General features: G+C 66.1%; 26 protein-coding genes. 13 read left to right on the top strand and 13 right to left on the bottom strand.

Annotated elements, in window-relative coordinates; genetic code table 11:
• The 8 genes from BLR24_RS07360 (at position 1) to BLR24_RS07395 (ending at position 9,233) form a co-directional block, all read left to right on the top strand.
• Positions 1-2,991, top strand: a complete 2,991-nt coding sequence (locus BLR24_RS07360) for a formate dehydrogenase subunit alpha (protein ID WP_093015022.1) — start codon at positions 1-3, stop codon at positions 2,989-2,991.
• Between the two features lie 9 nt (positions 2,992-3,000).
• A complete protein-coding gene (gene fdh3B / locus BLR24_RS07365; RefSeq protein WP_093015025.1) occupies positions 3,001-3,624 on the top strand; it encodes a formate dehydrogenase FDH3 subunit beta in 624 nt (207 codons plus the stop codon).
• Complete coding sequence (locus BLR24_RS07370) at positions 3,621-3,875, top strand: hypothetical protein (protein ID WP_093015028.1); 255 nt, start codon at positions 3,621-3,623, stop codon at positions 3,873-3,875. Before fdh3B ends, BLR24_RS07370 begins: the two co-directional genes overlap by 4 nt.
• Before the next feature lie 11 nt (positions 3,876-3,886).
• Entirely contained in the window at positions 3,887-5,104 is a 1,218-nt protein-coding gene (locus BLR24_RS07375) for a formate dehydrogenase subunit gamma (RefSeq protein WP_093015031.1), read from the top strand.
• Complete coding sequence (locus BLR24_RS07380; protein ID WP_093015033.1) at positions 5,101-5,511, top strand: hypothetical protein; 411 nt, start codon at positions 5,101-5,103, stop codon at positions 5,509-5,511. The genes BLR24_RS07375 and BLR24_RS07380 overlap by 4 nt, the downstream gene beginning before the upstream one ends.
• Positions 5,508-6,383 (top strand): formate dehydrogenase accessory sulfurtransferase FdhD, encoded by an 876-nt coding sequence (locus tag BLR24_RS07385; RefSeq protein WP_093015036.1) that lies wholly within the window; start codon positions 5,508-5,510, stop codon positions 6,381-6,383. Before BLR24_RS07380 ends, BLR24_RS07385 begins: the two co-directional genes overlap by 4 nt.
• A gap of 68 nt (positions 6,384-6,451) precedes the next feature.
• Positions 6,452-8,968, top strand: coding sequence for an ABC transporter permease (locus BLR24_RS07390; protein WP_093015039.1), 2,517 nt, complete (start codon positions 6,452-6,454; stop codon positions 8,966-8,968).
• Between the two features lie 40 nt (positions 8,969-9,008).
• On the top strand, positions 9,009-9,233 hold the full coding sequence (locus BLR24_RS07395) for a SlyX family protein (RefSeq protein WP_093015042.1): 225 nt from the start codon (positions 9,009-9,011) through the stop codon (positions 9,231-9,233).
• 293 nt (positions 9,234-9,526) lie between these two features.
• On the opposite strand, the gene BLR24_RS07400 is transcribed toward BLR24_RS07395, so the two are convergent.
• The 8 genes from BLR24_RS07400 to cyoA all read right to left on the bottom strand — a co-directional run bounded on the left by BLR24_RS07400 (position 9,527) and on the right by cyoA (position 17,179).
• Positions 9,527-10,213, bottom strand: a complete 687-nt coding sequence (locus BLR24_RS07400) for a PAQR family membrane homeostasis protein TrhA (protein WP_093015046.1) — start codon at positions 10,211-10,213, stop codon at positions 9,527-9,529.
• A gap of 81 nt (positions 10,214-10,294) precedes the next feature.
• Positions 10,295-10,849: a response regulator transcription factor gene (locus tag BLR24_RS07405; RefSeq protein ID WP_093015050.1), complete on the bottom strand. Its 555-nt coding sequence runs from the start codon at positions 10,847-10,849 to the stop codon at positions 10,295-10,297.
• A complete protein-coding gene (locus tag BLR24_RS07410) occupies positions 10,833-12,245 on the bottom strand; it encodes an ATP-binding protein (protein ID WP_254787204.1) in 1,413 nt (470 codons plus the stop codon). The genes BLR24_RS07405 and BLR24_RS07410 overlap by 17 nt, the downstream gene beginning before the upstream one ends.
• On the bottom strand, positions 12,229-13,071 hold the full coding sequence (locus BLR24_RS07415; protein WP_093015056.1) for an SURF1 family protein: 843 nt from the start codon (positions 13,069-13,071) through the stop codon (positions 12,229-12,231). Before BLR24_RS07415 ends, BLR24_RS07410 begins: the two co-directional genes overlap by 17 nt.
• Positions 13,068-13,469 (bottom strand): cytochrome o ubiquinol oxidase subunit IV, encoded by a 402-nt coding sequence (gene cyoD, locus BLR24_RS07420; RefSeq protein ID WP_093015059.1) that lies wholly within the window; start codon positions 13,467-13,469, stop codon positions 13,068-13,070. Before cyoD ends, BLR24_RS07415 begins: the two co-directional genes overlap by 4 nt.
• A complete protein-coding gene (gene cyoC / locus BLR24_RS07425) occupies positions 13,466-14,143 on the bottom strand; it encodes a cytochrome o ubiquinol oxidase subunit III (RefSeq protein ID WP_093015062.1) in 678 nt (225 codons plus the stop codon). The genes cyoD and cyoC overlap by 4 nt, the downstream gene beginning before the upstream one ends.
• Positions 14,136-16,142, bottom strand: a complete 2,007-nt coding sequence (gene cyoB / locus BLR24_RS07430) for a cytochrome o ubiquinol oxidase subunit I (protein ID WP_175543222.1) — start codon at positions 16,140-16,142, stop codon at positions 14,136-14,138. The genes cyoC and cyoB overlap by 8 nt, the downstream gene beginning before the upstream one ends.
• 2 nt (positions 16,143-16,144) lie before the next feature.
• The gene (gene cyoA, locus BLR24_RS07435) at positions 16,145-17,179 is read right to left on the bottom strand and encodes a ubiquinol oxidase subunit II (RefSeq protein WP_093016269.1); all 1,035 of its coding nucleotides are present in this window, start codon (positions 17,177-17,179) and stop codon (positions 16,145-16,147) included.
• Between the two features lie 181 nt (positions 17,180-17,360).
• On the opposite strand from cyoA, the gene BLR24_RS07440 reads away from it, so the two are divergent.
• The 3 genes from BLR24_RS07440 (at position 17,361) to BLR24_RS07450 (ending at position 19,796) form a co-directional block, all read left to right on the top strand.
• Positions 17,361-18,704 (top strand): MFS transporter, encoded by a 1,344-nt coding sequence (locus BLR24_RS07440; RefSeq protein ID WP_093015067.1) that lies wholly within the window; start codon positions 17,361-17,363, stop codon positions 18,702-18,704.
• A gap of 79 nt (positions 18,705-18,783) precedes the next feature.
• Complete coding sequence (locus tag BLR24_RS07445) at positions 18,784-19,464, top strand: HAD family hydrolase (RefSeq protein ID WP_093015069.1); 681 nt, start codon at positions 18,784-18,786, stop codon at positions 19,462-19,464.
• Positions 19,461-19,796 carry a hypothetical protein gene (locus BLR24_RS07450; protein WP_093015071.1) on the top strand — a complete coding sequence of 112 codons (336 nt, stop codon included), beginning with the start codon at positions 19,461-19,463 and terminating at the stop codon, positions 19,794-19,796. Before BLR24_RS07445 ends, BLR24_RS07450 begins: the two co-directional genes overlap by 4 nt.
• Here BLR24_RS07450 and BLR24_RS07455 read toward each other — a convergent pair.
• The 5 genes from BLR24_RS07455 to BLR24_RS07475 all read right to left on the bottom strand — a co-directional run bounded on the left by BLR24_RS07455 (position 19,739) and on the right by BLR24_RS07475 (position 23,924).
• A complete protein-coding gene (locus BLR24_RS07455) occupies positions 19,739-20,719 on the bottom strand; it encodes an isopenicillin N synthase family dioxygenase (protein ID WP_254787205.1) in 981 nt (326 codons plus the stop codon). The two genes, BLR24_RS07450 and BLR24_RS07455, sit on opposite strands and share 58 nt — an antisense overlap.
• Before the next feature lie 40 nt (positions 20,720-20,759).
• Positions 20,760-21,503, bottom strand: coding sequence for an amino acid ABC transporter ATP-binding protein (locus BLR24_RS07460; RefSeq protein WP_093015073.1), 744 nt, complete (start codon positions 21,501-21,503; stop codon positions 20,760-20,762).
• Complete coding sequence (locus tag BLR24_RS07465; RefSeq protein ID WP_093015075.1) at positions 21,500-22,222, bottom strand: amino acid ABC transporter permease; 723 nt, start codon at positions 22,220-22,222, stop codon at positions 21,500-21,502. The genes BLR24_RS07460 and BLR24_RS07465 overlap by 4 nt, the downstream gene beginning before the upstream one ends.
• A 13-nt stretch (positions 22,223-22,235) precedes the next feature.
• A complete protein-coding gene (locus tag BLR24_RS07470; protein ID WP_093015077.1) occupies positions 22,236-22,931 on the bottom strand; it encodes an amino acid ABC transporter permease in 696 nt (231 codons plus the stop codon).
• A 165-nt stretch (positions 22,932-23,096) separates the two neighbouring features.
• Positions 23,097-23,924, bottom strand: a complete 828-nt coding sequence (locus BLR24_RS07475) for an ABC transporter substrate-binding protein (RefSeq protein ID WP_093016273.1) — start codon at positions 23,922-23,924, stop codon at positions 23,097-23,099.
• A gap of 175 nt (positions 23,925-24,099) precedes the next feature.
• Between BLR24_RS07475 and BLR24_RS07480 the strand changes: the two genes are divergently transcribed.
• On the top strand, positions 24,100-24,522 hold the full coding sequence (locus BLR24_RS07480; protein ID WP_093015079.1) for a group II truncated hemoglobin: 423 nt from the start codon (positions 24,100-24,102) through the stop codon (positions 24,520-24,522).
• 33 nt (positions 24,523-24,555) lie between these two features.
• The gene (locus BLR24_RS07485; protein ID WP_093015081.1) at positions 24,556-25,779 is read left to right on the top strand and encodes an NAD(P)/FAD-dependent oxidoreductase; all 1,224 of its coding nucleotides are present in this window, start codon (positions 24,556-24,558) and stop codon (positions 25,777-25,779) included.
• The last annotated feature ends 61 nt before the right edge of the window (positions 25,780-25,840 follow it).

Raw genomic sequence — 25,840 nt, forward strand, 5'->3', positions numbered from 1 at the left:
ATGTTGTTGACCAAGAAAACAGCCCCCGCGAACAGTGTCTCGCGGCAAGGGGAACGCGAGTCTTCTTCCGCGTTCATTCACAGCCTGCGGCGCGGCCTTTCGGGTGCGCTGCCCACCATGGACCGGCGCGCGTTCCTCCGGCGTTCCGGGCTTGGCGTGGGCGTGGGGCTGGCCGCGGGCCAGCTCACGCTGATGCGCAAGGCCGAGGCGGCAGGCGATGCGCGGCCCACCGCGATCGGCGCCGGCAAGGTCGAGATCAAGCGCACCGTGTGCTCCCACTGCTCGGTCGGCTGCGCCTCCGATGCGGTGGTCGAAAACGGAGTGTGGGTGCGCCAGGAACCGGTGTTCGATTCGCCGATCAACCTCGGCGCGCATTGCGCCAAGGGCGCCGCGCTGCGCGAGCACGGCCACGGCGAATATCGGCTGCGCTATCCGATGAAGCTGGTCAACGGCAAGTACGAGCGCATCAGCTGGGACACCGCGCTGGACGAAATCACCGCCAGGCTGAAGGACTTGCGCCAGGCCAGCGGACCCGATTCGGTCTACTGGATCGGCTCGTCCAAGCACAGCAACGAGCAGTCGTACCTGATGCGCAAGTTCGTGAGCTTCTGGGGCAGCAACAACTGCGACCACCAGGCGCGCATCTGCCACTCGACCACGGTTGCCGGCGTCGCGAATACATGGGGCTACGGCGCCATGACCAATTCGTACAACGACATGCGCGGCGCCAAGGTGGCGATGTACATCGGCTCCAACGCCGCCGAGGCGCACCCGGTCAGCATGCTGCACATGCTCCATGCCAAGGAGCATGGGTGCAAGATGATCGTGGTCGACCCGCGCTTCACGCGCACGGCGGCCAAGGCCGACGAGTACGTGCGCATCCGCTCGGGCTCCGACATCGCTTTTCTGTTCGGCATCCTGCACCACATCTTCAAGAACGGCTGGGAAGACAAGCAGTACATCAACGACCGCGTCTTCGGCATGGACAAGGTGCGCGAAGAGGTCCTGGCCAAGTGGACGCCCGACAAGGTCGAGGAGGCCTGCGGCGTGAAAGAGGCTCAGGTGCTCAAGGTGGCCACCTGGCTCAATGAGAACCGCCCCGGCACCGTGGTGTGGTGCATGGGCCAGACCCAGCACACTATCGGCAATGCCATCGTGCGCGCCTCGTGCATCCTGCAGCTTGCGCTCGGCAACGTGGGCAAGTCGGGCGGCGGCACCAACATCTTCCGCGGCCACGACAACGTGCAGGGCGCCACCGACGTGGGCCCGAACCCCGATTCGCTGCCGGGCTACTACGGCATCGTCGAAGGTTCGTGGAAGCACTTCGCTGCCACCTGGGGCGTCGACTTCGAATGGATCAAGGGCCGCTTTGCATCGCCCGCGATGATGACCAAGCCGGGCATCACCGTGTCGCGGTGGATCGACGGCGTGCTCGAGAAGAATGAGCTGATCGACCAGGACTCGAACCTGCGCGGCGTGTTCTATTGGGGCCATGCGCCCAACTCGCAGACGCGTGGCCTCGAGATGAAGCGCGCCATGGACAAGCTCGACCTGCTCGTCGTGGTCGACCCGTATCCCTCGGCCACGGCCGCCATGGCCGCCATGCCTGGCAACCCCGACGACCTCAACAAGAACCGCGCCGTCTACCTGCTGCCCGCGTGCACGCAGTTCGAGACCAGCGGCTCCGTGACGGCGTCGAACCGCTCGCTTCAATGGCGCGAAAAGGTGATCGAGCCGCTGTGGGAAAGCCGCAGCGACCACATGATCATGCAGCAGTTCGCCGATCGCCTGGGCTTCGGCAAGGAGCTCAGCAAGAACTTCAAGATGCAGAAGGTCAAGGGCATGGACGAGCCCCTGCCCGACGACATCCTGCGCGAGATCAACAAGACCTGCTGGGCCGTGGGTTACACCGGACAGAGCCCCGAGCGGCTGCAGGCGCACATGCGCAACATGGGCGCCTTCGACGTGCGCACGCTCAAGGTGAAGGCCGGCGTGAAGGACAAGGTCAACGGCTATGACCTCACGGGCGACTACTTCGGCCTCCCGTGGCCCTGCTACGGCACGCCCGAACTCAAGCACCCGGGCTCGCCCAACCTTTACGACACGTCCAAGCACGTGATGGAAGGTGGCGGCAACTTCCGCGCGAACTTCGGCGTGGAGCGCGACGGCAAGAACCTGCTGGCCGAGGACGGTTCGCATTCGGTCGGCGCCGACATCACCACCGGCTACCCCGAACTCGACCACGTGCTGCTCAAGAAGCTGGGCTGGTGGGACGAGCTCACCGAGGCCGAGAAGCCGAAGGCCGAAGGCAAGAACTGGAAGACCGACAGCTCGGGCGGCATGATCCGCGTGTTCATGAAGAACCACGGCTGCCATCCTTTCGGCAATGCCAAGGCGCGCGCGCTGGTCTGGAACTTTCCGGACGCGATTCCGCAGCACCGCGAACCTCTCTACGGCAACCGGCCCGACCTCATGGCCAAGTACCCGACGCACGACGACAAGATGGCGTTCTGGCGGCTGCCCACGCTCTACAAGAGCGTGCAGCAGAAGAACATCGCCGACAAGGTGGCCGAGAAATTCCCGTACGTGATGACCTCGGGCCGGCTGGTCGAGTACGAGGGCGGCGGCGAGGAAACCCGCTCGAACCCCTGGCTCGCCGAGCTGCAGCAGGAGATGTTCATCGAGATCAATCCCAAGGTCGCGGCCGAGAAGGGCATTCGCAACGGCGAGCGCGCCTGGGTGCACACGCCCACGGGTGCAAAGCTCAACGTGCAGGCCTTGGTAACTGAGCGCGTGGGGCCCGACACGGTGTTCATGCCGTTCCACTTCTCGGGCCATTGGCAGGGCGTCGACATGCTCGGCTACTACCCGGCCGGCGCAGCCCCCGTGGTGCGCGGCGAGGCGATCAACACGGCAACGACTTACGGATACGACAGCGTGACCATGATGCAAGAGACCAAGACCACGGTCTGCAATGTGGAAAAGGCATAAGGAGGCACCATGGCACGAATGAAATTTGTCTGCGACGCGGAACGCTGCATCGAATGCAACGGCTGCGTCACCGCCTGCAAGAACGAGAACGAAGTGCCCTGGGGCGTGAACCGCCGCCGCGTGGTCACGCTGAACGACGGGGTGCCGGGCGAAAAGTCGATCTCGGTGGCCTGCATGCATTGCTCCGACGCGCCCTGCATGGCGGTGTGCCCGGTGCAGTGCTTCTACCGCACCGAAGAGGGCGTGGTGCTGCACGACAAGGACGTGTGCATCGGCTGCGGCTACTGCTCCTACGCATGCCCGTTCGGCGCGCCGCAATTTCCGTCGCAAGGCACCTTCGGCGTGCGCGGCAAGATGGACAAGTGCACCTTCTGCGCCGGCGGCCCCGAGGCCAACGGCTCCGAAGCCGAGTTCGAGAAGTACGGTCGCAACCGGCTCGCCGAAGGCAAGCTTCCGGCCTGCGCCGAAATGTGCTCGACCAAGGCGCTTTTGGCCGGCGACGGCGACGTGGTGGCCGACATCTTCCGCACCCGCGTGGTCCAGCGCGGCAAGGGCGCCGAAGTCTGGGGCTGGGGCACCGCCTACGGCTCGCAGCAGGCTGGCACCCCGCCGGCCGGCGGAGTGCAGAAGTGAAGCGGCCGGGCCTCCTCGCCCTGGGCGTTGCGCTGGCCGCAACCTGCCTCGTGGCCTGCGGCGAGAAGCCGCAGACCAACACGCAGGGCGTGAAACGCGACGCCGTGCCCTGGAGCGGAACGAGCAACAAGGAGAACGCCGGCACGGTGTTCACCGCACCCGGCTGGAAGGTCGGCGACAAGACCGCCTGGCAGCAGCAGCTCAAGACCCGCGCGCAGAACGGGCAGAACGAATACAACAAAGAGAACTGAACGGAGAGCCCATGAAGCAAGCGCTGACCGCTCTGGTTCTTTGTTGTGCCGCGCTGGGTCCGGCCTTCGGGCAGGCGCAGCCGCCGGCCGCAGCCGGAACCACGTCCGCACCCGCGGCGCTCGCCGCGCCGGCACCGGCCGCGGGCGGCATCCGCGGCCAGAACATCTTCGAGGTGAAGCCCGAAGCCAGCGCCGATCCCAACTACGCGAACCAGACCAACGGCGAGCGCATGAAGGTGCAGCCCGGCAACAACGCGCCCATGTGGCGCCAGGTGGGGCAGGGCGTGACCGGCTACAGCAGCCTGCCGAAGAGCGAAGCGCCCGAAGCCGGCAACCTGATCCAGCCTTTCGTTCAGTACCCGGGTTCGCGCTTCACCAACGCCGGCGAAGCGTGGCGGCAGGTGCGCAACGACTGGATCATTCCCTACGGCGCGGCACTGTTGTTCGTCACGCTGCTGGCGCTGGCCATCTTCTATTTCACGCGCGGCCCCATCCGCCTGCACGGCCAGGAAACGGGCCGCAAGATCGAGCGCTTCACGCCTTTCGAGCGGGCCACGCACTGGTCGAACGCCACCGCGTTCGTCACGCTCGCGATCTCCGGCATCGTGATGGCCTTCGGCAAGTTCTTCCTCCTACCCTGGATGGGCGCCACGCTCTTCGGCTTGATTGCCTACGCGCTCAAGAACGTACACAACTTCGTCGGACCTCTGTTCGTGGTGACGACGGTGTTCATGGTGTTCACCTTCATTCGCGACAACCTTCCGCGCGCAGGCGACCTGAAATGGCTCGCGCGCTTCGGCGGCCTCTTCGGCGGCAGGGAAGTGCCGTCGCACCGCTTCAATGCGGGCGAGAAGGTGGTGTTCTGGGGCGGCGTGCTGTTCCTCGGCCTCTTCGTCATCGGATCGGGGCTCTTCCTGGACAAGCTGCTGCCGGGCTTCGTCTATACGCGCGGCGAGATGCAGGTGGCGCACATGGTCCACGGCGTTGCCACGCTGCTGATGATGGCGATGATCATGGGCCACATCTTCATCGGCACGCTCGGGATGACGGGCGCCTATAAGGCCATGCGCACCGGCTACGTCGACGAAACCTGGGCCAGGGAACACCACGAGCTCTGGTACGACGACATCGCCGCGGGCAAGATCCCGGCGCAGCGCTCGGTGCCGGACGGCTCGGCGGTGCCGCCCGCCGCGCGGCCCGCGATACCCGCCGAAGGAACGTCCTCATGAAAAAGCCGTCTTTGAATTTCTGCATGCTGGTGCTCGCGCTGGCCGCGCCCGTGGCGTGGGCCAAGCTGCCGCCACCCGCCGCCACTCCCGAGGCCAAGGCCAAGGCCGCCGAAGCCGCTGCCAAGACCGCGTGGACAGCCAAGGTCGACGCCTACAAGCTCTGCCAGGCGCAGGACCGCGTGGTGGCCAAGTACCGCGCAAGCGCGGCCTCGGCCGCCAAGCCGGTGCCAACGGCGGTTGCCACGCCGCCCTGCACCGACCCCGGCCCCTTCGCCTATACGCCGCCGCCGGACGCCAAGCCCATCGAGGCTGCGGGCGCGCATTCGCCGGCCACCACGGCCGCTTCGCCGCCCAGCACCACGCAGCCTGACGCCGCCGTCAATCCTGCGCCGAAGAAGGCGCAGTGACAACGCCGCTGTCGCCGTTGCCGCTCCCACGTCTCACCCAGGCCCGCGCCGCACTGACGCGCGAGGTCGAGGTCGTCGATGAGCACGGTGCGCGAGGCACGGTCTCCATTCCTGCCGAGCGCGATCTCACGGTGTACGTGGACCGCCGCGAGCTGGTCACGCTGATGACGCTGGGCGCCCAGCCCGAACTGCTGGTGCTCGGCTATTTGCTGAATCAGCGTCTCATCGAATCGGCCAGCGACGTGGAGTCGGTCACGGTCGACTGGGAGGTGGGCGCCGCCGCCGTCAAGACGCACGCCGGCATCGACCGCATCGAGGAGCGCACCGCCAAGAAGGTGGTGACCACCGGTTGCGGCCAGGGCAGCGTGTTCGGTGACCTGATGGCTGACATCGACAGCCTCGAACTGCCGCCCACGCGCATGACTCAGGCGCAGCTCTATGCGCTGGTCAACGCCATCCGGCTCCAGGAGAGCACCTACAAGTCGGCAGGTTCGGTGCACGGTTGCGCGCTGTTCACGCTCGAGCCCGGCGGCACCGAGGCCACGATGCATTGCTTCGTCGAGGACGTGGGCCGCCACAACGCCATCGACACCATCGCGGGCTGGTGCGCCATGCAGCCGCCGGATGCGCTGGCCGGCGACCGGGTCTTCTACACCACCGGCCGCCTTACGAGCGAAATGGTGATCAAGTCGGCCCAGATGGGCGTGCCCATCGTGGTCTCGCGCAGCGGCATCACGCAGATGGGCCATGAGGTGGCCACGCGCGTGGGCCTGTGCGCCATTGGCCGCGCGACCAACCGGCACTTCGTCTGCTACGCGGGCGTCGACCGGCTGGTGCTGCAGCCGGAACTCGCGCGCCGAAGTCCGGCCTAAGGCTCTTCACCATTTGCGGTAAGCCCCTGAAAGGCGCCGGCGCACGCGCGTCGGCTATCGTCTCGCCCATGAATGCCTCCCTCCGCCTTGGCTGGCGCACCCTTTGGCGCGATCTGCGCGCTGGCGAATTGCGCCTATTGATCGTTGCCGTGCTGCTGGCCGTGGCCGCACTCACGGCGGTCGGCTTCTTTGCCGACCGGCTGCAGGGCGGCTTGCAGCGCGATGCGCGGCAATTGCTTGGCGGAGATGCAGTGATCGTGAGCGACAACCCCACGCCGGCGGCCTTCATCGCGCAGGCCCGTGCTTTCGGCCTGGAGGGATCAGGCACCTATGGCTTCCCGACCATGGCACGTACCGACGACGCCCAGGGCGGCGCCAGCAAGCTGGTCGCGCTCAAGGCCGTGGCCGCGGGCTACCCGTTGCGCGGCAGCCTGCAGACCGCAAGCAGTGCCGAGGCGCCGGGCACCGTCACGCGCGACATTCCGGCGACGGGCGAGGCGTGGGTCGATGCCTCGCTGCTCGATTCGCTGGGGCTCAAGGTGGGCGACCCGCTGCTTCTGGGCGACGCCAGCCTGCGCGTGGGCCGCGTGATCACGCTGGAGCCGGACCGCGGGGCGGGCTTCATGAGCTTTGCGCCGCGCGTGATGCTCAACCAGGCGGACGTGCCGCGCACCGGTCTCGTACAGCCTGCGAGCCGCGTCGGGTACCGCTATGCGGTGGCGGGCGACGAGGCAGCCGTCAAGCGTTTTTCCGACTGGGCCGAGGCCGCGATCAAGAAAGGCGACCTGCGCGGCGTGCGGCTCGACTCCTTCGAGGGCGGACGCCCCGAAATGCGCCAGACGCTCGATCGCGCCGAAAAATTCCTGAGCCTGGTCGCGTTGCTCGCGGCGCTGCTCTCGGCCGTGGCCGTGGCGCTGGCCGCGCGCGGCTTCGCGGCCGGCCACCTCGACGACTGCGCCATGCTGCGCGTGCTGGGCCAGAGCCAGCGCACCATTGCGCTGGCTTACTCGTTCGAATTCGCAATCGTCGGCCTCGTGGCCAGCGGCCTGGGCGTGGCGCTCGGGTTTGGCGTGCACTACGTCTTCGTCGTGCTGCTCGCGGGGCTGGTCGAAACGGCGCTGCCCGCGGCAACGTTGTGGCCGGTGGCTTTCGGCCTGGGCATGGGGCTCACGCTGCTGTTCGCATTCGGCCTGCCGCCGGTGCTGCAACTGGCTCGGGTGCCTCCACTGCGGGTGATCCGGCGCGACGTCGGCGGGCTCAAGCCCGCATCGCTCGCGGTGCTGGGCATTGGCGTGGCTGGTTTCGCGGCCTTGCTGATCGCGGCCAGCAGCGACCTGAAACTGGGCCTGATCGCCGTTGGCGGCTTCGCGGGCGCTGTGGCCGTGTTCGCGCTCTTGAGCTGGCTGGCGGTATGGGTGCTGCGCCGCAGCGTCAACGAAACCACCGCACCGCGTTGGCTGGTGCTGGCCACGCGCCAGATCTCGGCGCGACCGGCCTATGCGGTGGTGCAGGTCAGCGCACTCGCAGTGGGCCTGCTGGCGCTGGTGCTGCTGGTGCTGCTGCGCACCGACCTGGTCGCGAGCTGGCGCAAGGCCACGCCGCCCGATGCGCCGAACCGATTCGTGATCAACGTCATGCCCGACCAGAGCACCGCGTTCCAAAAATCATTGCGCGATGCCGGCGTGAGCAAGTTCGACTGGTACCCGATGATCCGCGGCCGGCTGGTGGCGGTGAACGGCAAGCCGGTGTCGCCCGACGACTACGTGGAAGACCGCGCCAAGCGGCTGGTGGACCGCGAGTTCAACCTCAGCAACAGCGTGCAGGCCCCGCCGCACAACAGCATCGTCGCGGGCACGTGGAAGCCCGACGCGCCAGGCGAAGTGAGCGTGGAAGAAGGCCTGGCCGAAACACTTGGCCTGAAGCTGGGCGACACGATGCGCTTCGACATCGGCGGCATGCAGAACGACGCGCGCATCACCTCGCTGCGCAAGGTCGACTGGGGTTCGCTGCATGCCAACTTCTTCGTGATGTACACGGTGGCCGCATTGCCCGACGTGCCCGTGACCTACATGGGCGCCTTCCGCGCGCCCGAGACCCGGGGCTTCGACAACGCGCTGGTGCGCAGCTACCCCAACGTGACCAACGTCGACATGAGCGCCACCATCAACCAGGTGCAGCGGGTGCTCGACCAGGTGGTTCGCGCGGTCGAGTTCCTGTTCGGCTTCACGCTCGCGGCGGGTCTGGTGGTGCTGTTTGCCGCGGTCACGGCCACACGCGAGGAGCGTGCGCGCGAGTTCGCGGTGATGCGCGCGGTGGGCGCGCGGGCCAGCCTGCTGCGCCAGGTGCAGCGTGCCGAGCTCGTGGGCGTCGGCTTGCTCGCGGGCTTCCTGGCGAGCATCGTGGCCTCGGCCATTGGCTGGGGCCTAGCGCGCTATGTGTTCGACTTCACCTGGACCGCGTCGCCCATCGTGCCGGTGGCCGGTGCGCTCGCGGGCGCGGTGCTGGCGCTGGCGGCGGGCTGGTGGGGGCTGCGCGACGTGCTGCGCAGGCCGGTGGTCGATACGCTGCGGCGGGCGGCGGAGTAGCAGGAAGGAAACTCGGTGAATCTTCCTGTCCAATAGCGGCATGGAATATCCACCGAACGAACTCGCGGAACGGCTGACCGAGCTCGAGATCAAGTCGAGCTATGCCGAAGACCTGCTCGAGCAGCTGAACATGATGATCTACCGTCAACAGCAGCAGATCGACAGCCTCATTCTTCAGGTCACGCAATTGAAGCAGCAAAGCCAGAATGCGGGGCAGGAGGGGGCGGCGCGCAATCTTCGCGACGAGTTGCCGCCGCATTACTGAGTCCTGGTTCTGTTGTTCAGGGCGGCGCTCCCGCCGACGGGGTACCTTTCTCCGCGAATGTCCCCCGCCCTTCGGGCTCCTCCTTTATTTCGCTGCGCAAGGCACCCCGCCAGCGGGAGCGTTGTTCAGAGCACCTGTTGATCAGCCAGCACCACAGCCGCGCTCGGTGTGCACAGGGCGCCGGGTGCTCCCCGCAGCGAAATAAAGGAGGAGCCGAAGGCGGGGGACATTCGCGGAGGGGAGTACCCGGTGGCCTGTGCACGCGCCCTGACGAACGGTACCGGCCAAAAAGATCACCCCTGCGAGTGCCAGAGCACCGCAAAGAAATGGCACGCACTGCCCGCCAGGACGAACAGGTGCCAGACAAAGTGCGCAAACCGCACCTTGTTGTCGAACAGGAAGACCACGGCACCCGCCGTGTAGAACAGCCCACCGGCCACGAGCCAGCCCAGCCCCGCGGGCGACATGCGCTCGTACAGTGGCACCGCTGCCATCAATGCCATCCAGCCCATGGCCACATAGAGGCCGGTCGACCACAGCGGATGCCGCAGCCGGTTGAACAGCTTGGCGCCCACGCCCAGCGCTGCCGCGGCGCAGATGGCGCCGAACAGCGTCCAGCCCCACGGCCCTCGCAGCACGCCGAACAGGAACGGCATGTAGCTGCCCGCAATGAAAAGATAGATGGCGGCGTGGTCGAGTCGGTTGAACCAAGCCTTGGCTCTTCCCATTGGCAGCGCGTGGTACAGCGTGGAAATCAGGTACAGCACGATGGCCGTGCCCGCAAAGAGAGATGCGCCGACGATGCTCGCGGCCTGGCCCTTCTGCGCAGCGCTGTAGACCAGGATGGGCAGCGAAGCAATGGCGAGCAGCAGGCCGAGGCCGTGGCTCAACGCATTGAAGATCTCTTCCAGGGTGGTCTGGTCGCGGGCCAGCGGAGGTCGCTTATTTGTGTGGACCAGAAGGGCTCGCTGCAATGGCATCGGTTGTAGATTCGGCATCGGAAACAGAATCTCCTGGGTCAAGATTGGTTCCACGGAATGTCGTGAAACCGGCAAGTCATGTTACTTGACCTGCTGTTTGCCCAATTTGCGCGCCAATGTGCGCCGATGCATACCAAGCCGCCGTGCTGTCTCGGAAATGTTGAAGCCGGTTTCGGCCAATGTCTCGTGGATGCGCTCCCATTCGAGCGTCTTGATCGAGGTCGATCGGTTCGTCAGTTCCACCTCGGTGGTGCCGTTGGCGCGGCCGAAGGCGGCCTCGATGTCGTCGGTGTTCGAGGGCTTGGCCAGGTAGTGGCAAGCGCCGAGCTTGATCGCCTCGACGGCCGTGGCGATGCTCGCAAAGCCCGTGAGCACCACGATCAGCATCTTGGGGTTGTGCCGGTGCAGCATCTGCACGCACGCCAGGCCGGAGGCCTCGCCGTTGAGCTTCAGGTCGACCACCGCGTAGCCGTAGCCGGGCGCGTGCGTCTGCAACAGGCGTTCCACCTCGTCGGCATTGCTGGCGTGCGTGACCGCATAGCTGCGGCGCTCGAACGACTTGCCGAGCGTGCGCGCGAAGGCCGCGTCGTCTTCCACAATCAGCAACTGGCGCTCGGCTTCAGCGGTTTCCGTCATGGGCTTTCGTTTCGATGGCGTCGATGGCTGGCGTCGCTTCGCCAGCTTCTTCTTCGTCGTCTTCCTGTTCTTCCAGCACGATGGCTGCAAGGGGCAGCGTGATGGCCACGATGGCACCGCCTTCGGGCCGGTTGTGCACCGCGACGCGGCCGCCCAGGGTGCGCGCCACGTTGACCACCAGGAACAGCCCGAGCCCGCCGCCCGGCCGGCCCTTGCTCGATTGGTAGGGCTTGCCGAACTCCTTCAGGATGGACGGCAGGAACCCCGGGCCGGCATCGGTCACGGTGAGGGTCAGCGCATCGGCATCGTGCGACACCTCGAAGCGCAGCCAGTGCGGCGAGGCTTCCAGCGCATTGTCGAGCACGTTGCAGATCATCTGCTTCAGGGCCGAATCGGAAACCATGGGCAGGTCTTGGCCAAAGCGGTTGTCGTAGTCGAACTCCTCCACCGGCCGCGTGGTGCGCCATTCCTCGACCAGGTCGTCGAGGAAGGTGCTCACCGTGGTTTCTTCCGATGACTCGCCGCGCGCCTCGCCGGCCGACAGCAGGATGCCGCTCACGATGCTCTTGCAGCGCTGGATCTGCAGCTCCATCTCGGCCACTTCGGTCAGCAGCTCGGGGTCGGAGCTGAAATGCGGCAGCCGGCGCCAGTCGCCGAGGATCACCGCCAGCGTGGCCAGCGGCGTGCCGAGCTCGTGCGCGGCGCCCGATGCGAGCAGGCCCATGCGCACGATGTGCTCTTCTTCCGACGCGCGCTGGCGCAGGTCGGCCAGCCGCGCATCGCGTGCGCGCAGGTTGCGGCTGATGCGGGTGATGAACACCACCAGCAGCGCCGCGTTGAGCGCAAAGCAGATCAGCATGCCTTGCACGTACGGGCTCCAGAGCCCGCGGTCGTGGTCGAGCGGCAGCGCGAGCGGACGCGAGAAAAGCGCCAACCCCGCAAAGCAGAGGCTGGTGACCACCACGATGGTCCACGTCGACCACGCCTTGAGCAGCACCGCGCCCAAAATGACCTGCAGCAGGTAGAGGAAGACGAACGGGTTGGTGGCGCCGCCGCTCAGGTAGAGCTGCGCGGTGAGGGTGGCCACGTCGACCAGCAGTGCGAGAAAGAGCTCGCCGTTGGTCACGCGGCGAAGGCTGCGCGAGCGCAGCAGGCTCACGCCGTTGAAGAGCGCAAGGCAGGTCAGCACCTGCAGCATGTGGTCGAGCGGCAGCCGGATGCCGAAGCCGTAGTGCACCAGCAGGATGGTGGCCACCTGCCCGACCACCGCGAACCAGCGCAGCTGGATCAGCTGCTGCATGTTCTTGTGGCCGGTGGCGTTGTCCAGGCTTGCCACGCCCGCGCGCGGCGCGTGCAGTTCCCCCGCGACGGCAAGGGGTTCAGTCGCGGTGGGCATCTGGACGGGCGCTGGCTTGGGCATTGGCGGCATTTTCGCCGTTGCGGCGCCTGTGCCCCTCGCGCCAGGCGTAGCCTGCGGCGCCCAGGACCATCAGTGCCAGGCCATACCAGGTGATGGCGTAGACAAGGTGGCTGTTGGGAAAGGCGATGACCGTGAGCCCGCCGGCGGGCCAGGCAGGGGCCGCGCTGGACGAAGAGGGCGCGGCATCCGAATCGACGAAGTACGGTGCCACGTTGCCGAGGCCGTGCGCCGCGGCAATGGCCTGCACGTCGCGCGAGAACCAGCGCTGCGCGGCTGGTTCGTTCTTGCGCAGGAAGCCGCCATGGGGCTCGGTGATGCGCAGCAGCCCGGTCACCGTGGTTTCGCCCTGGGGCTCGGTGGCCGCGCGCGCCGAGCGGCCCTGCGCATCGGGCGGCACGAAGCCGCGGTTGACCAGCACGATGCTGCCATCGGCTGCGCGCAGGGGCGTGAGCACCCAGAAGCCGGCGCCGAGCCGTGTGCTGGCCTGCACCAGGGTTTCCTTGTCGTGGAGAAAGGTGCCGGCGAGGCGCACGCGCCGGTATTCGTCGTCGGCCGCGTTGACCTGCGGCCAGCGCTCGCGCCCGGGGGCGTCGGCGGGCGCGGCGTGCACGCGCTGCTCAACGCGGGCGATGAGATCGAGCTTCCAGGCCCTGCGTTCGACCTGCCAGGTGCCGAGCGCGAAGAAGCCGGCAAAAGCCAGTGCCGCGCAGACCGCCAGCGCCGCCCGGGCCGCCGCGGAGCGCTGGCGGCCGGCCGGTGTATCGAGGCTTGGGGTGCTGTGGTCTGGCGGCGGGGGTGTCAAGGCATGTTCTTCATGTCGTGCACCGACATTGGCATCATGTTGGCGTTCATGTGGTACATGACCCAGAGCGACCCGGCCAGCGTGATCACCACGAGCACGATCGTGAAGATCAGCGCCAGCATGTTCCAGCCGCTCTCGGACTTGGCGTCCATGTGCAGGAAGTAGATCATGTGGACCACGATCTGCACCGCGGCAAAGCCCAGGATGACGAGCGAGGTGGTGTGCGTGCTGGGGAGCACCTTGCCCATCACGAGCCAGAACGGAATTGCGGTGAGGATCACGGCCAGCACGAAGCCGGTCATGTAGCCCTTGAAGGTGCTGTGGCTGACGGGGCCGTCGTCGTGATGGTCGTCGTGCGCATCATGGCCGTGTGCGGCGTTGGTGGTGGGGGCGCTCATTGCATCGATCCCATCAGGTAGACGAAAGTGAAGACGCCGATCCAGACCACGTCCAGGAAGTGCCAGAACATCGACAGGCACATCAGGCGGCGGCGGTTGGCGGCGGTGAAACCGTGCTTGGGCAGCTGGATCATCAGCACGATGAGCCACACGATGCCAAAGGTCACGTGCAGGCCGTGGGTGCCGACCAGCGCGAAGAACGACGAGAGGAATGCGCTGCGCTGCGGGCCCGCGCCTTCATGGAGGAGGTGCGCGAACTCGTACAGCTCCAGGCCGATGAAGCCCGCGCCCAGGAGACCGGTGATGAGCAGCCACGCCAGCGTGCCGCCCATGCGTTTGCGTTGCATCTCGAGCACCGCGAAGCCATAGGTGATGGACGAGAACAGCAGCAGCGAGGTGTTGATGGCCACCAGCGGCAGGTCGAACAGGTCGGCGCCCGAGGGGCCGGCCGCGTAGCTGCGGCCCAGCACGCCGTAGGTCGCGAACAGGCACGCGAAGACCAGGCAGTCGCTCATCAGGTAGAGCCAGAAGCCCAGCAGCGTGCCGTTTTCGGGATGGTGGTCGTTGCCGACGTGGAACAGCTCGAACACGGGCGGCTTGCCCGTCTGGTCGCTGTGGGCGCCGGCCTGGATGTGGTGGCCCGCGGGAGTTTGCAGAGCGGTGGTATCAGACATGGGCGGCTCCCAGCAGGCGAGTGCGATCGTCCTCGGTGCGAACGACGTCTTCCGCGGGGATGTAGTAGTCGCGCTTGTAGTTGAAGGTATGAATGATCACGGCGGCCAGCATGGCGACGAAGCCGATGCCCGCCACGAGCCACATCTGCCAGATCAGCGCGAAACCGCAGGTCGCTGCCAGGGCCGCGATGATGAAGCCGGCCGCCGTGTTCTTGGGCATGTGGATGGGCGTGAAGCCGTCGAGGGGCCGCTCGTAGCCACGCTTCTTCATGTCGGTCCAGGCGTCGTTGTCGTGGATGCGCGGCGTGAAGGCGAAGTTGTAGGCTGGCGGCGGCGACGAGGTCGACCACTCGAGCGTGCGGCCGTTCCATGGGTCGCCCGTGGTGTCGCGCAGCGAATCGCGGCGGATGTAGCTCACCACCAGCTGGATCAGGAACGACGCGATGCCCAGCGCGATCAGCACGGCGCCGAAGGCGGCGACCTGGAACCAGATCTGCAGCGACATGTCCTGGAAGTGGCTCATGCGGCGGGTGACGCCCATCAGGCCCAGGATGTACAGCGGCATGAAGGCGAACCAGAAGCCGACAATCCAGAACCAGAACGAGCACTTGCCCCAGAACGGATCGAGCTTGTAGCCGAAGGCCTTGGGGAACCAGTAGGTGATGCCTGCGAGCATGCCGAACAGCACGCCGCCGATGATCACGTTGTGGAAGTGGGCGATCAGGAACAGGCTGTTGTGCAGCACGAAGTCGGCCGGGGGCACCGCGAGCAGCACGCCCGTCATGCCGCCGATCACGAAGGTGATCATGAAGCCGATGGTCCACATCATGGGCAGCTCGAAGCGGATGCGGCCGCGGTACATGGTGAAGAGCCAGTTGAAGATCTTCGCGCCCGTCGGGATCGAGATGATCATCGTCGTGATGCCGAAGAACGAGTTCACGCTGGCGCCGGAGCCCATGGTGAAGAAGTGGTGCAGCCACACGAGGTACGACAGGATGGTGATCACGACCGTGGCGTAGACCATCGACGCATAGCCGAAGAGGCGCTTGCCCGAGAAGGTGGAGACCACTTCAGAGAAGATGCCGAAGGCCGGCAGGATCAGGATGTACACCTCGGGGTGGCCCCAGATCCAGATCAGGTTCACGTACATCATGGCGTTGCCGCCGAGGTCGTTCGTGAAGAAGTTGGTACCGACGTAGCGGTCGAGCGACAGCAGCGCGAGAACGGCGGTCAGCACCGGGAAGGCGGCCACGATCAGCACGTTGGTGCACAGGGCGGTCCAGGTGAACACCGGCATCTTCATCATCGTCATGCCGGGCGCGCGCATCTTCACGATGGTGGCCAGCAGGTTGACGCCGGAGAGCAGGGTTCCGACCCCCGCTATCTGCAATGACCATATGTAGTAGTCGACCCCCACGTCGGGGCTGAAGAGAATGCCCGACAGCGGCGGATAAGCCAGCCAGCCGGTCTTGGCGAACTCGCCGACGAAGAGCGAGGCCATCACCAGGCCCGCGCCGAAGGTGGTCATCCAGAAGCTGAAGTTGTTCAGGAACGGAAAAGCCACGTCGCGCGCGCCGATCTGCAGCGGCACCACGAAGTTCATGAGGCCCGTGACCAGTGGCATGGCCACGAAGAAGATCATGATCACGCCGTGGGCGGTGAAGATCTGGTCATAGTGGTGCGGCGGCAGGAAGCCGGCGTTGTCGCCGAAGGCGAAGGCCTGCTGAGCCCGCATCATCAGGGCGTCGGCAAAGCCGCGCAGCAGCATCACCAGCCCGAGGATGATGTACATGATGCCGATCTTCTTGTGGTCGATGCTGGTGATCCAGTCGTGCCACAGGGTGCCCCACAGCTTGAAGTAGGTCAGGGCGCCGAGGACGGCAAGGCCGCCCAGCACCACGGCCGCAAAGGTCGCAAGCAGGATGGGCTCGTGGTAGGGAATCGCCTCCCACGTGAGGCGGCCGAAGATGAGCTTCGTCAGGTCAAGGTTCTCGAACATCGTCATTCTTCGGTGGTGCACATTGCCGTGACGTACTTGCGCGTCGGCGAACTGGAATTGATGCTGTCGGGCTGCCAGGCGGTTGCCTTGGTGGCCACGTTGAAGGCGCCGGGCTTGCCCAGGCCGCCTTCGGCATCGATGGCCATCATCTGCTTCATGCACATCTTGTTGCGGTCGACGCAACGGTTGAGGATGGCGTCATACAGGTCGGGCGCCACGCTGGCGTAATGGCGCACGGGGTCGCGCTCGCTCGGCGCTTCGAGCTTCACGTAGGTTTCGCGGGAGAGCTCGCCGTCCTTGCCGGCCTTGGCCTTCTTCACCCACTCTTCGAAGCCGTCGTTGGTCAGGCCGTGGAACTTGAAGCGCATGCCCGAAAAGCCCGCGCCGCTGTAGTTGGCCGAGAAGCCCTCGAACTCGCCCGGCTTGTTGATGACCGCGTGCAGCTTGGTTTCCATGCCCGGCATGGCGTAGATCTGCCCGGCCAGTGCGGGAATGAAGAAGGAATTCATCACCGACGTGGCCGTGATCTTGAAAGTGATCGGCCGGTCGACCGGCGCAGCCATTTCGTTCACCGTGGCAAAGCCCTGTTCGGGGTAGATGAAGAGCCATTTCCAGTCGAGTGCCACCACTTCGACCACCAGCGGTTTGGCTTCGGCGGGCACCGGGCGCTCGGCGTCCAGGCGGCTCAGCGGCCGATAGGGGTCGAGCGTGTGGGTGCTGATCCAGGTGATGGCGCCCAGCGCGATGATGATCAGCAGCGGCGCGGCCCAGATCGCGAGCTCGAGCTGGGTGGAATGGTCCCAGTCGGGGCTGTAGTCGGCCTCCTTGTTCGACTGGCGGTAGCGCCAGGCGAAGAAGATGGTCAGCGCGATCACCGGAATGATGATGATCAGCATCAGCACGGTAGAGACGACGATCAGGCGTCCCTGCTGGTTGGCGATGTCGCCGGAAGGGTTCATGAGCACCGTGTTGCAGCCCGCCAGCAAGGCGAGGGGGAGCAACAGGAGCCATCGGCGAAGGGAGTGGAGGGTGGGCATGCCGAAGAGAAAGAAAGAGGTGCGTGGGCTGCGCAAAGACTCCACAATCTACGACCAAAGGCCCCCGCCGCCTATTGGACGTTTTGTCCTATGGCGGGAATCCCCATTCGGTGAGACGCTTGGAACCTCTGTTCAATGGTCTACCTTGTCACTGCCGGTGACACCCGAATTACAAAACGCAATGACGACGACGTCCAGCATCAGTCCGCAAGGCGCACAGCCTGTGCCGAACACGTCCGGAAACGGCGCCAGCCAGGGCGACGCCGATCACTCGCACATCGCACCCGGCGAGATCGCCGTGGGCGTGATCATCGGCCGTGCTTCGGAATATTTCGATTTCTTCGTCTACGGTATTGCCTCGGTGCTGGTGTTCCCGGCGGTGTTCTTTCCGTTCGAGGCGCGTCTGGAGGGAACCCTTTACGCATTCGTGGTTTTCTCCTTCGCTTTCATTGCACGGCCGTTCGGAACTGTCATTTCGATGGCCATCCAGCGACGGTTCGGGCGAGAGGCCAAGCTGACCATCGCGCTGTTCGTGCTGGGCACCTCCACCGCGGGCATCGCCTTCCTGCCGGGCTACGCGAGCATCGGATTCACGTCGATCGTGCTGCTGTCGGTCTTCCGCTTTGCCCAGGGCCTTGCGCTCGGCGGCTCGTGGGACGGTCTGCCTTCGCTGCTGGCGCTCAATGCGCCGCAGAACCGCCGCGGCTGGTACGCCATGCTGGGCCAGCTTGGGGCGCCGCTCGGCTTTTTCGTGGCCAGCGCGCTGTTCGCCTACCTGTACGCCAACCTGCCCCTCAAGGACTTCCTCGACTGGGGCTGGCGCTACACCTTCTACGTGGCCTTCGCGATCAACGTAGTGGCGCTGTTCGCTCGCCTCAGGCTTGTGGCAACCGAGGAATATTCCCGCCTGCTCGAAGAGCGCGAGCTGCAGCCCACCAGCGTGGTCGAGCTGACCCGCTCGCAGGGCGCCAACCTGCTGATCGGCGCATTTGCGGCGCTGGCAAGCTATGCGTTGTTCCACCTGATCACAGTGTTCCCGCTGTCTTGGATCACGCTGTATTCCGACCAGTCGATCACCGAATTCCTGGTGGTGCAGATGATCGGCGCGGTGTTCTGCGCCGGCGGCATCGTGGCCTCGGGCGTGATCGCCGACCGTGTGGGCCGTCGTTTCACGCTGGGCGGCCTGGCCGCGATGATTGCGGTGTTCAGCGGCTTTGCACCCACGCTGCTCGACGGCGGCCGCATCGGCCAGGACATCTTCATTCTGCTGGGCTTCGTGCTGCTGGGACTCTCCTATGGCCAGGCGGCAGGCGCGGTGACCTCAAACTTCGAGCCCAAGTACCGCTACACCGGTGCCGCACTGACGGCCGACCTGGCGTGGCTCATCGGTGCCGCCTTTGCCCCGCTGGTGGCGCTCGGCCTGTCGGCGAATTTCGGGCTGGCCTATGTGAGCGTGTATCTGCTGTCGGGCGCGGTCGGCACGCTGGCGGCGTTGGGGTTGAACCGGGCGCTGGTGCGCGACTGAGCGGCGGATCTCGGCCGTTTCTCCAAAGGGGCCGGGCGGCCCCTTTTTGTTTTCCGGCGCACAGGCTTAGGATCGCGCCATGTTTGCCGCTGCCATCTTCGACATGGACGGGCTGCTCATCGATTCGGAGCGGCCCATCATGGCTGCATGGATCGAAGCGGCCCGCACGCTCGACATCGAGCTTTCGCACAGCCAGTATCTGCAGGTGGTGGGCCTCGCCACCGCGGAGTCCGAGCTGATTCTCGGCACGCTGCTCGGCGGGCCCGACGCCTATCGCCATGCCATCGGCCACGTTCGCAAACTGCTGCAACTGCAGCGCGCCGATGGCCTTCCGATGTTTCCGATCAAGCCCGGCGCAGCCGAGTTCCTGGGTGCGCTGCGGCAGCGCGGAACGCGTTGCGCCGTGGCATCGTCTTCAACCAGCGGGCAGATCCAGGCCTGCCTCGGCAGCCTCGACGTGCTCCATCACTTCGACGCTTTTGCAGGTGGCGACGAGGTGGCACGGGCGAAGCCCGATCCGGCGCTCTACCTGCTCGCGGCCGAGCGCCTCGGCGTGGACCCGGCGAAATGCGTGGCCTTCGAAGACAGCGAAAACGGCGCCAAGGCCGCACTGGCGGCAGGCCTCAGGGTCGTGATCGTGCCTGATCTCAAGCACCCGCCAGCTTCGATTGTCGAGCGGGCCTTCCATGTGCTCGACTCCCTTCACGAGGCCGTTGCCCATGTGCCGCGGTGGTTTCCCGGCCAGGTGATACGCACATGATCAAGATCGGGACCCTCTGCCACGTGCTCGACAGCTGCCTCGCGTCGCCGATGACCGAGCGCGCCGTCGGACGCATCGTGGAGGTGGTCTCCGCGCCCTACGAGGCGCCCAGCGAGCGCTACCTGCCCGGCACTTACTACGACGTGCTGTTCGAGGGCTGGACCTTCTATTGCCGCAGCGACAAGCTCGTGCCCATTTCCGATCCCGATGCGGATGTCGGCAACTGGGAAGATGAATTCATCGACACCCCCGCCAGCCTTCCATCGAGAGCACCTCAGAGTACTTCGTCGCGCAACTGCGGGAAAACCTTCGACACCTTGGCGAGCAGGTAGTCGCCGTAGCGGCCGCTGAATGCGTGCACGTTGGCGCGGTCCCAGCGCTCGGCGCTGTCGTCTAGCGCCTCGGCACCCGCGAGGCCTTCGATGCGCTGCACGCGCGCCTCGAAATTCGGGTCGAAGAACAACGGGAACGAGAGCCGGTCGCGCCCCGAGGTGTTGCGCCTCACGCGGTGCGGCGTCGACTTGTAGAGACCGCCGGTCATGCGGTCGAGCATGTCGCCGATGTTGCAGACGAAGGAGCCTGGAATCGGGGGCGCGTCGATCCAGCCGCTGGGCGTGTGCACCGCAAGGCCGCCCACGTCGTCCTGGTGCAGGATGGTGAGCAGGCCGTAGTCCGTGTGTTCGCCCACACCCCATTGCACGTCGAGCCCTTCGGGCACCGGCTGCGAGGGGTAGTTGAACAGGCGGAACAAGATGAGAGGATCGGCCGTATAGCGCTCGGCGAAGTACGCCGCCGGCAGGCCGAGGCTCAGTGCAATGCCTTCCATCAGCCGGTGGCCCAGCTGCGTGACCGCCGCCATGTAGTCGAGAATGGTTTCGCGCAAGCCCGGCACGTCGGGGAAAAGGTTGGGCCCGTGCACCGGTGTCTTCGCCTGCACCAGCGGGTGCGAGGCGGGTAGTTCGGTGCCGAGGTAGAGGCCTTCTTTCCAGTCGGGCCGGCCCGAGGTGAGTTCGCCGCCGAGCGGGAAGAAGCCGCGCCAGGCACGCCCGCCCAGGGCCATGCGCCATTGCGTCTTGGTTTCTTCGGGTAACTCGAAGAAGCGGTGGCTCAGCATTTCGAGCCGCTGTACCAGCGCCGCATCGACCCCGTGGCCCGTGACATAGAAGAAGCCGTGCGCGCGGCAGGCAGCGCCGATCTGCGCGGCCACGCCGTCGCGTTCGGGCGTGCCGGCCACGAGCGGGGCGACATCGATCACGGGAAGCGTGTGCGTATCAGTCACGATCGTAGAGAGGATGTCACGCGCCGCGCGCGAAGGGCGAACGGATGTCCGAAAGAAACTGCTGCGCGCGGGGATGCTGCGGCCGGTTGAAAAAGTCGTCGGGCGTGGCACGTTCGAGCACCTTGCCCTCGTCCATGAAGATCACGCGGTCGGCCACCTCGCGCGCGAAGCCCATCTCGTGCGTGACGCAGACCATGGTCATGCCGTCGCGCGTGAGGTCGCGCATCACGAGCAGCACCTCGCCGACCATCTCAGGGTCGAGCGCGCTGGTGGGCTCGTCGAACAGCATCAGCGGAGGCTGCATGGCGAGCGCGCGCGCAATCGCCACGCGCTGTTGCTGGCCGCCTGAGAGCTCGCTGGGCCATGCATCCGCCTTGTTGGCAAGGCCCACGCGCAGCAGCAGCGCCATTGCGCGCTCTTCGGCCTCCTTGCGCGTGAGGCCGCGCAGCTGCATCGGTGCCATCGTGCAGTTCTGCAGCACCGTGAGATGCGGGAACAGGTTGAACTGCTGGAACACGAAGCCGATGCGCGAGCGGAACGCATTCACGTCGGTGCCTGGCGCATGGATGTCCTTGCCTTCAAAAAGGATGCGGCCCGACTGGATCGGCTCAAGCCGGTTGAAGGTGCGAATCAGCGTCGACTTTCCCGAGCCCGAGGGGCCGCACACCACGACCACTTCACCTTTGTGGATGGTCTCGTCGATATCGACCAGGGCCTGGTAGCTGCCGTACCACTTGTTGACGTTCTGGAGTTCGATCATGCGGACACCTTGGGGGCCGAAGCGGGGTTGGCCACGGACATGCCGCGCCGCGCGAGACGGCGCTCGAGCCAGTAGGCGAAACGAGATAGCCCGAAGCAGAGGATGAAATAGGTCAGGCCCAGGATCAGGTAGATCTGCGCCGGCTTGGTGAACACCTGCGTGTTGATCTGCGTCGCGATGAACGACACCTCGGCCAGCCCGATGATGTAGCCGAGCGAGGTTTCCTTGATGGTCGAGACGAACTGGTTCACCAGCGAGGGCAGCATGCTGCGCAGCGCCTGCGGCAGCACCACGAGACGCATCGCGCGGCCATAGTCCAGGCCCAGCGCGCGGGCGGTTTCCATCTGGCCGCGCGGCAGGCCCTGGATGCCGGCGCGCACGATCTCGGCAAGGTACGCTGCGTCGAACACCACGAGCGCGATCAGCATGGTGGTGAACTGGTCGGTCTTCACGCCCGTCACGCTCGGCAAGAAGAAGTAGGCCCAGAAAATCACCATCAGCAAGGGGAGGCCGCGCACCACGAAGACGAAGCCCGTGACCGGCCAGCGCAGCCAGCGCCACGGGCTCACGCGGGCGAGGCCGAGCACGATGCCCAGCGGCAGCGCGAGCACGAGGCCAGAGGAGGCGAGCAGCAGCGTGAGTACAAGCCCGCCGAGCGGGCCGTTCGGGTACTGCCCGATCAGGAAATAGACCCAGTAGTCGTTGATGATCTCTAGCATCTCATCAACATTTCTAGATGGTCCGCACCGGATAGCGGTGGTGGTACCAGGTGGCAAGGCCGGTGATCGCGAGCGACACCGTCAGGTAGGCCGCGCTCGCGAACGCGAACGACTCGAAGCTGCGAAAGGTCGCGCTCTCGACCTGCCCGGCCTGGTACATCAGCTCGGCCACGCCGATCACGGTGGCGATCGAGGTGTTCTTCCAGAGGCTCAGCGTCTGCGAGATGAGCGGCGGCACCGTCACGCGCAGCGCCTGCGGCAGCACCACGCGGCGCATGGTGCCCAGAAAGCCGAAGCCCAGCGCGCGGCCGGCCTCGAACTGCACGGTGGGAATCGCGCGAATGCCGCTGCGGATGTCTTCCGCCATGAAGGCTGCCGTATAGAGCGAAAGCGCAATGATGGCGCTGTAGGCCTCGATGTGCCCCGCATAGAGCCATTGCTTGATGCCCTCCGGCAGCAGCTCGGGCGCGCCGAAGTACCAGAACAGCATGTGGGCGAGCAGCGGAACATTGCGTATGACTTCGACGTACGCAAAGCCGAGCCAGCGCAGCGGCGCGAGCGGGGACAGCCGAAGCAGCGCCACCACCAGCGCGATGGGCAGCGCCAGCACCAGCGAGGCCGCCAGCAGCTGCAGCGACAGCAGCAAGCCCGCGACCAGCATGTCGTGGTACTTGCCGGTGAGCAGCAACGAATAGTCGAACAGGGGCATTGGGGGGCGACAGTATCACTGCCGCGACGGATTGGCTTGGCTCCCTCCCCCGCTGGGGGAGGGTTGGGGTGGGGGCACGGCGGCGTCGGCAACATCGCGGCCTGAACAACGGCCGCTTGCCCCCATCCCTGCCTTCCCCCAGAGGGGGAAGGAGAAAACCCGAGATCAGTCGATCTTGTCGCTCTCGAGCTTGAAGTCGCGCGTCTGGAAGCCCGAAGCCGTGTTCGGCCCATACCACTTGACGAAGATCTTCTGCGCTTCGCCCGACTTCTCGAGCTCGCGCAGGGTCTCGTCCACCACCGCCTTCAGTCCGCTCTCGCCCTTCTTGATGCCGATGGCCAGCGCCTCGGTGCTCAGGTTCTGCTTGAGCACCACGTACTGGGCCTTCTGCGGGCCCAGCTTGGCGTAGCTGCGCAGCAGCGCGGCCTCATCGTCCACATAGCCCACGCCCTTGCCTTGCTGCAGCGCCTGGAAGGCCTGCTGGCTGGTGTCGAAGGTCACGACCTCGGCCGTGGGCACGGCCTTGCGGATGTTGGGCTCCTGCGTGCCGCCGCGGATGGTGAGCACCTTCTTGCCGGCGAGCTGCGGCACGTCGCTGATGCCGCTGTCCTTCTTCACGACGGCCTTCTGTCCGGTGACGAAGGTGGTGAGCGAAAAGTCGATCTGCGCCTCGCGCTCCTTGTTGTGCGTGAGGCCTGCGGCCACCAGATCCACATGGCCCTGCTGCAGTTCGGGAATGCGTGCGGCCACCGCGATCTGCTTGAGCACCGGCTTCACGCCGATCTTCTTGGCGATGGCGTTCACCAGGTCGACTTCGTAGCCGACGATCTGGCGCGTCTTTGGATCGATGAAAGTGGCGGGCTCGTCGGTTCCGAGCACGCCGACCACGAGTTCGCCTTTTTTCTTGATGTCGGCGAGCTGGTCCGCGTGGGCAGCGATGCCCGTCAGCAGCGCGGAGGCCGCGAGGGCCGCGGCAATGAGGTTCAAGCGCATGTTCTTCTCCTTCTGGGAAAGCAAGGACGGCACCATATCAATAAAACCGTGGATTATTAAATCCTCAATCGACATATGCATATGGACGCCCAAATGGTCCTGATGCCGGTACTGCGATTCGCGGGAATTCAAGCCTCGTGCAGCCCGGGGCGGCTGCTGGAGAGATACTCCCGCCATGCAGATTCACGAAAAGCCACCCGTCGACACGCCCTTCGAATGGATCGGCGGCGAACCCAGGGTGCAGGCGCTGGTCGATCGCTTCTACGACTTGATGGAGCTCGAGCCGGCCTATGCGCAGCTGCGCGCGGTGCACGGCACCAGCCTCGACAATGCGCGCCAGCGGCTCTTCTGGTTCCTGTGCGGCTGGCTCGGCGGCCCGCAGCACTACACCGACCGCTTCGGGCATCCGATGCTGCGCGCTCGCCATCTGCCGCAGAGCATCGGCGGGCACAGCATCGGCATCAAGGAGCGCGACCAGTGGCTGGCCTGCATGGACCAGGCGATGGGTGAGACCGGTGTGCCCGAAGGCTTGCGCGCACGCCTGCGCGACTCCTTCTTCCAGACCGCGGACTGGATGCGCAATCGCGGCGAGCAATAGAACATACAACGACTCCGAAAGAGACTCTCTTCAATGAATTCCATCGTCATCATCGGCGGCGGCCATGCCGCGGCCCAGCTTTGCGCCGGATTGGCCCAGGCGGGGCTGGGTGCGAACGTGCACCTCGTCTGCGAGGAGGCTTGCGAGCCCTACCATCGCCCGCCTTTGTCCAAGGCGTTTCTCAAGAGCGCCGAGGAAACCACTCAGCCGCACAAGGCCGCCGACTGGTACCGCGACGCGGGCATCACGCTGCACCTGGGCGACGCAGCAGTCGCCATCGACCGTGAGGCGCACACCGTCACGCTGCGCTCCGGCGCCGTCCTGCCCTGGGAGCGGCTGGTGCTGGCCACCGGCACGCGTGCGCGCCAGATGCCGGACCTGAAGCCAGGGCTGGAGAACGTTGTCAGCCTGCGCGCCGCCGATGAAGCGCATCGCCTGCGTTCGCGGCTCGCCGATACGCAGCAGGTCACGGTGCTGGGCGGCGGCTTCATCGGGCTCGAAGTGGCGGCCACGGCCAAGGCGCTCGGCAAGAGCGTGCAGGTGATCGAAAGCGCGCCGCGCCTGCTGGGCCGTGCCGTGTCGCCCGAGCTGTCGGCCCATGTGCTGGCAACGCATCGCGCGGCGGGCATCGACGTCGTGCTTGGCGCGCGCACCGGCGCATTCGAGGTCGAAGGGGAGCGGCTGCTTTCGCTCCAGGTCAACGGCGTGAAGCAACCGGTGGACCTGCTGCTGCTCGGCATTGGCGCCGTGCCCGAAACCGCACTGGCGCAGGCCGCCGGCATCGAATGCGCCGACGGCATCGTGGTCGATGGCCACATGCAGACCAGCGCGGCCGACGTGCTTGCGGTGGGCGATTGCACGCGCTTTCCCGATCGGCGCGCGGGGCGCGCACTGCGGCTCGAATCGGTGCAGAACGCGAGCGACCAGGCGCGCACCGCTGTCGCCACGCTGACCGGCGCCGCACGGCCGCACGATGCCGTGCCCTGGTTCTGGTCCGACCAGGGCAGCCTGCGCCTGCAGATGGTCGGCCTAGTGCCGGCCGAAGGCACGCCGGGGTCGACCAGCGTGCGCCGGCCGGGCCCCAAGCCCGATGCGTTCTCGCTGTTCCACTATGTCGATGGACAGCTGGTGTGCGTCGAATCGATCAACGCGCCGGTCGATCACATGATGTGTCGCAAGCTGCTCGAGGCGGGGCGCAGCCCCGCGCCCGAAGCGGTGGCCGACGCGGCCGTTCCGCTCAAGAATCACCTGGCATAGCCGTCACCCCGGTGGCAGCCTCGAAGTGAACGAGGCTGGGGTGGGCGAGGGACACCGCGGA

The sequence above is a fragment of the Variovorax sp. OV700 genome, assembly GCF_900099805.1.
Lineage (GTDB): Bacteria > Pseudomonadota > Gammaproteobacteria > Burkholderiales > Burkholderiaceae_C > Variovorax.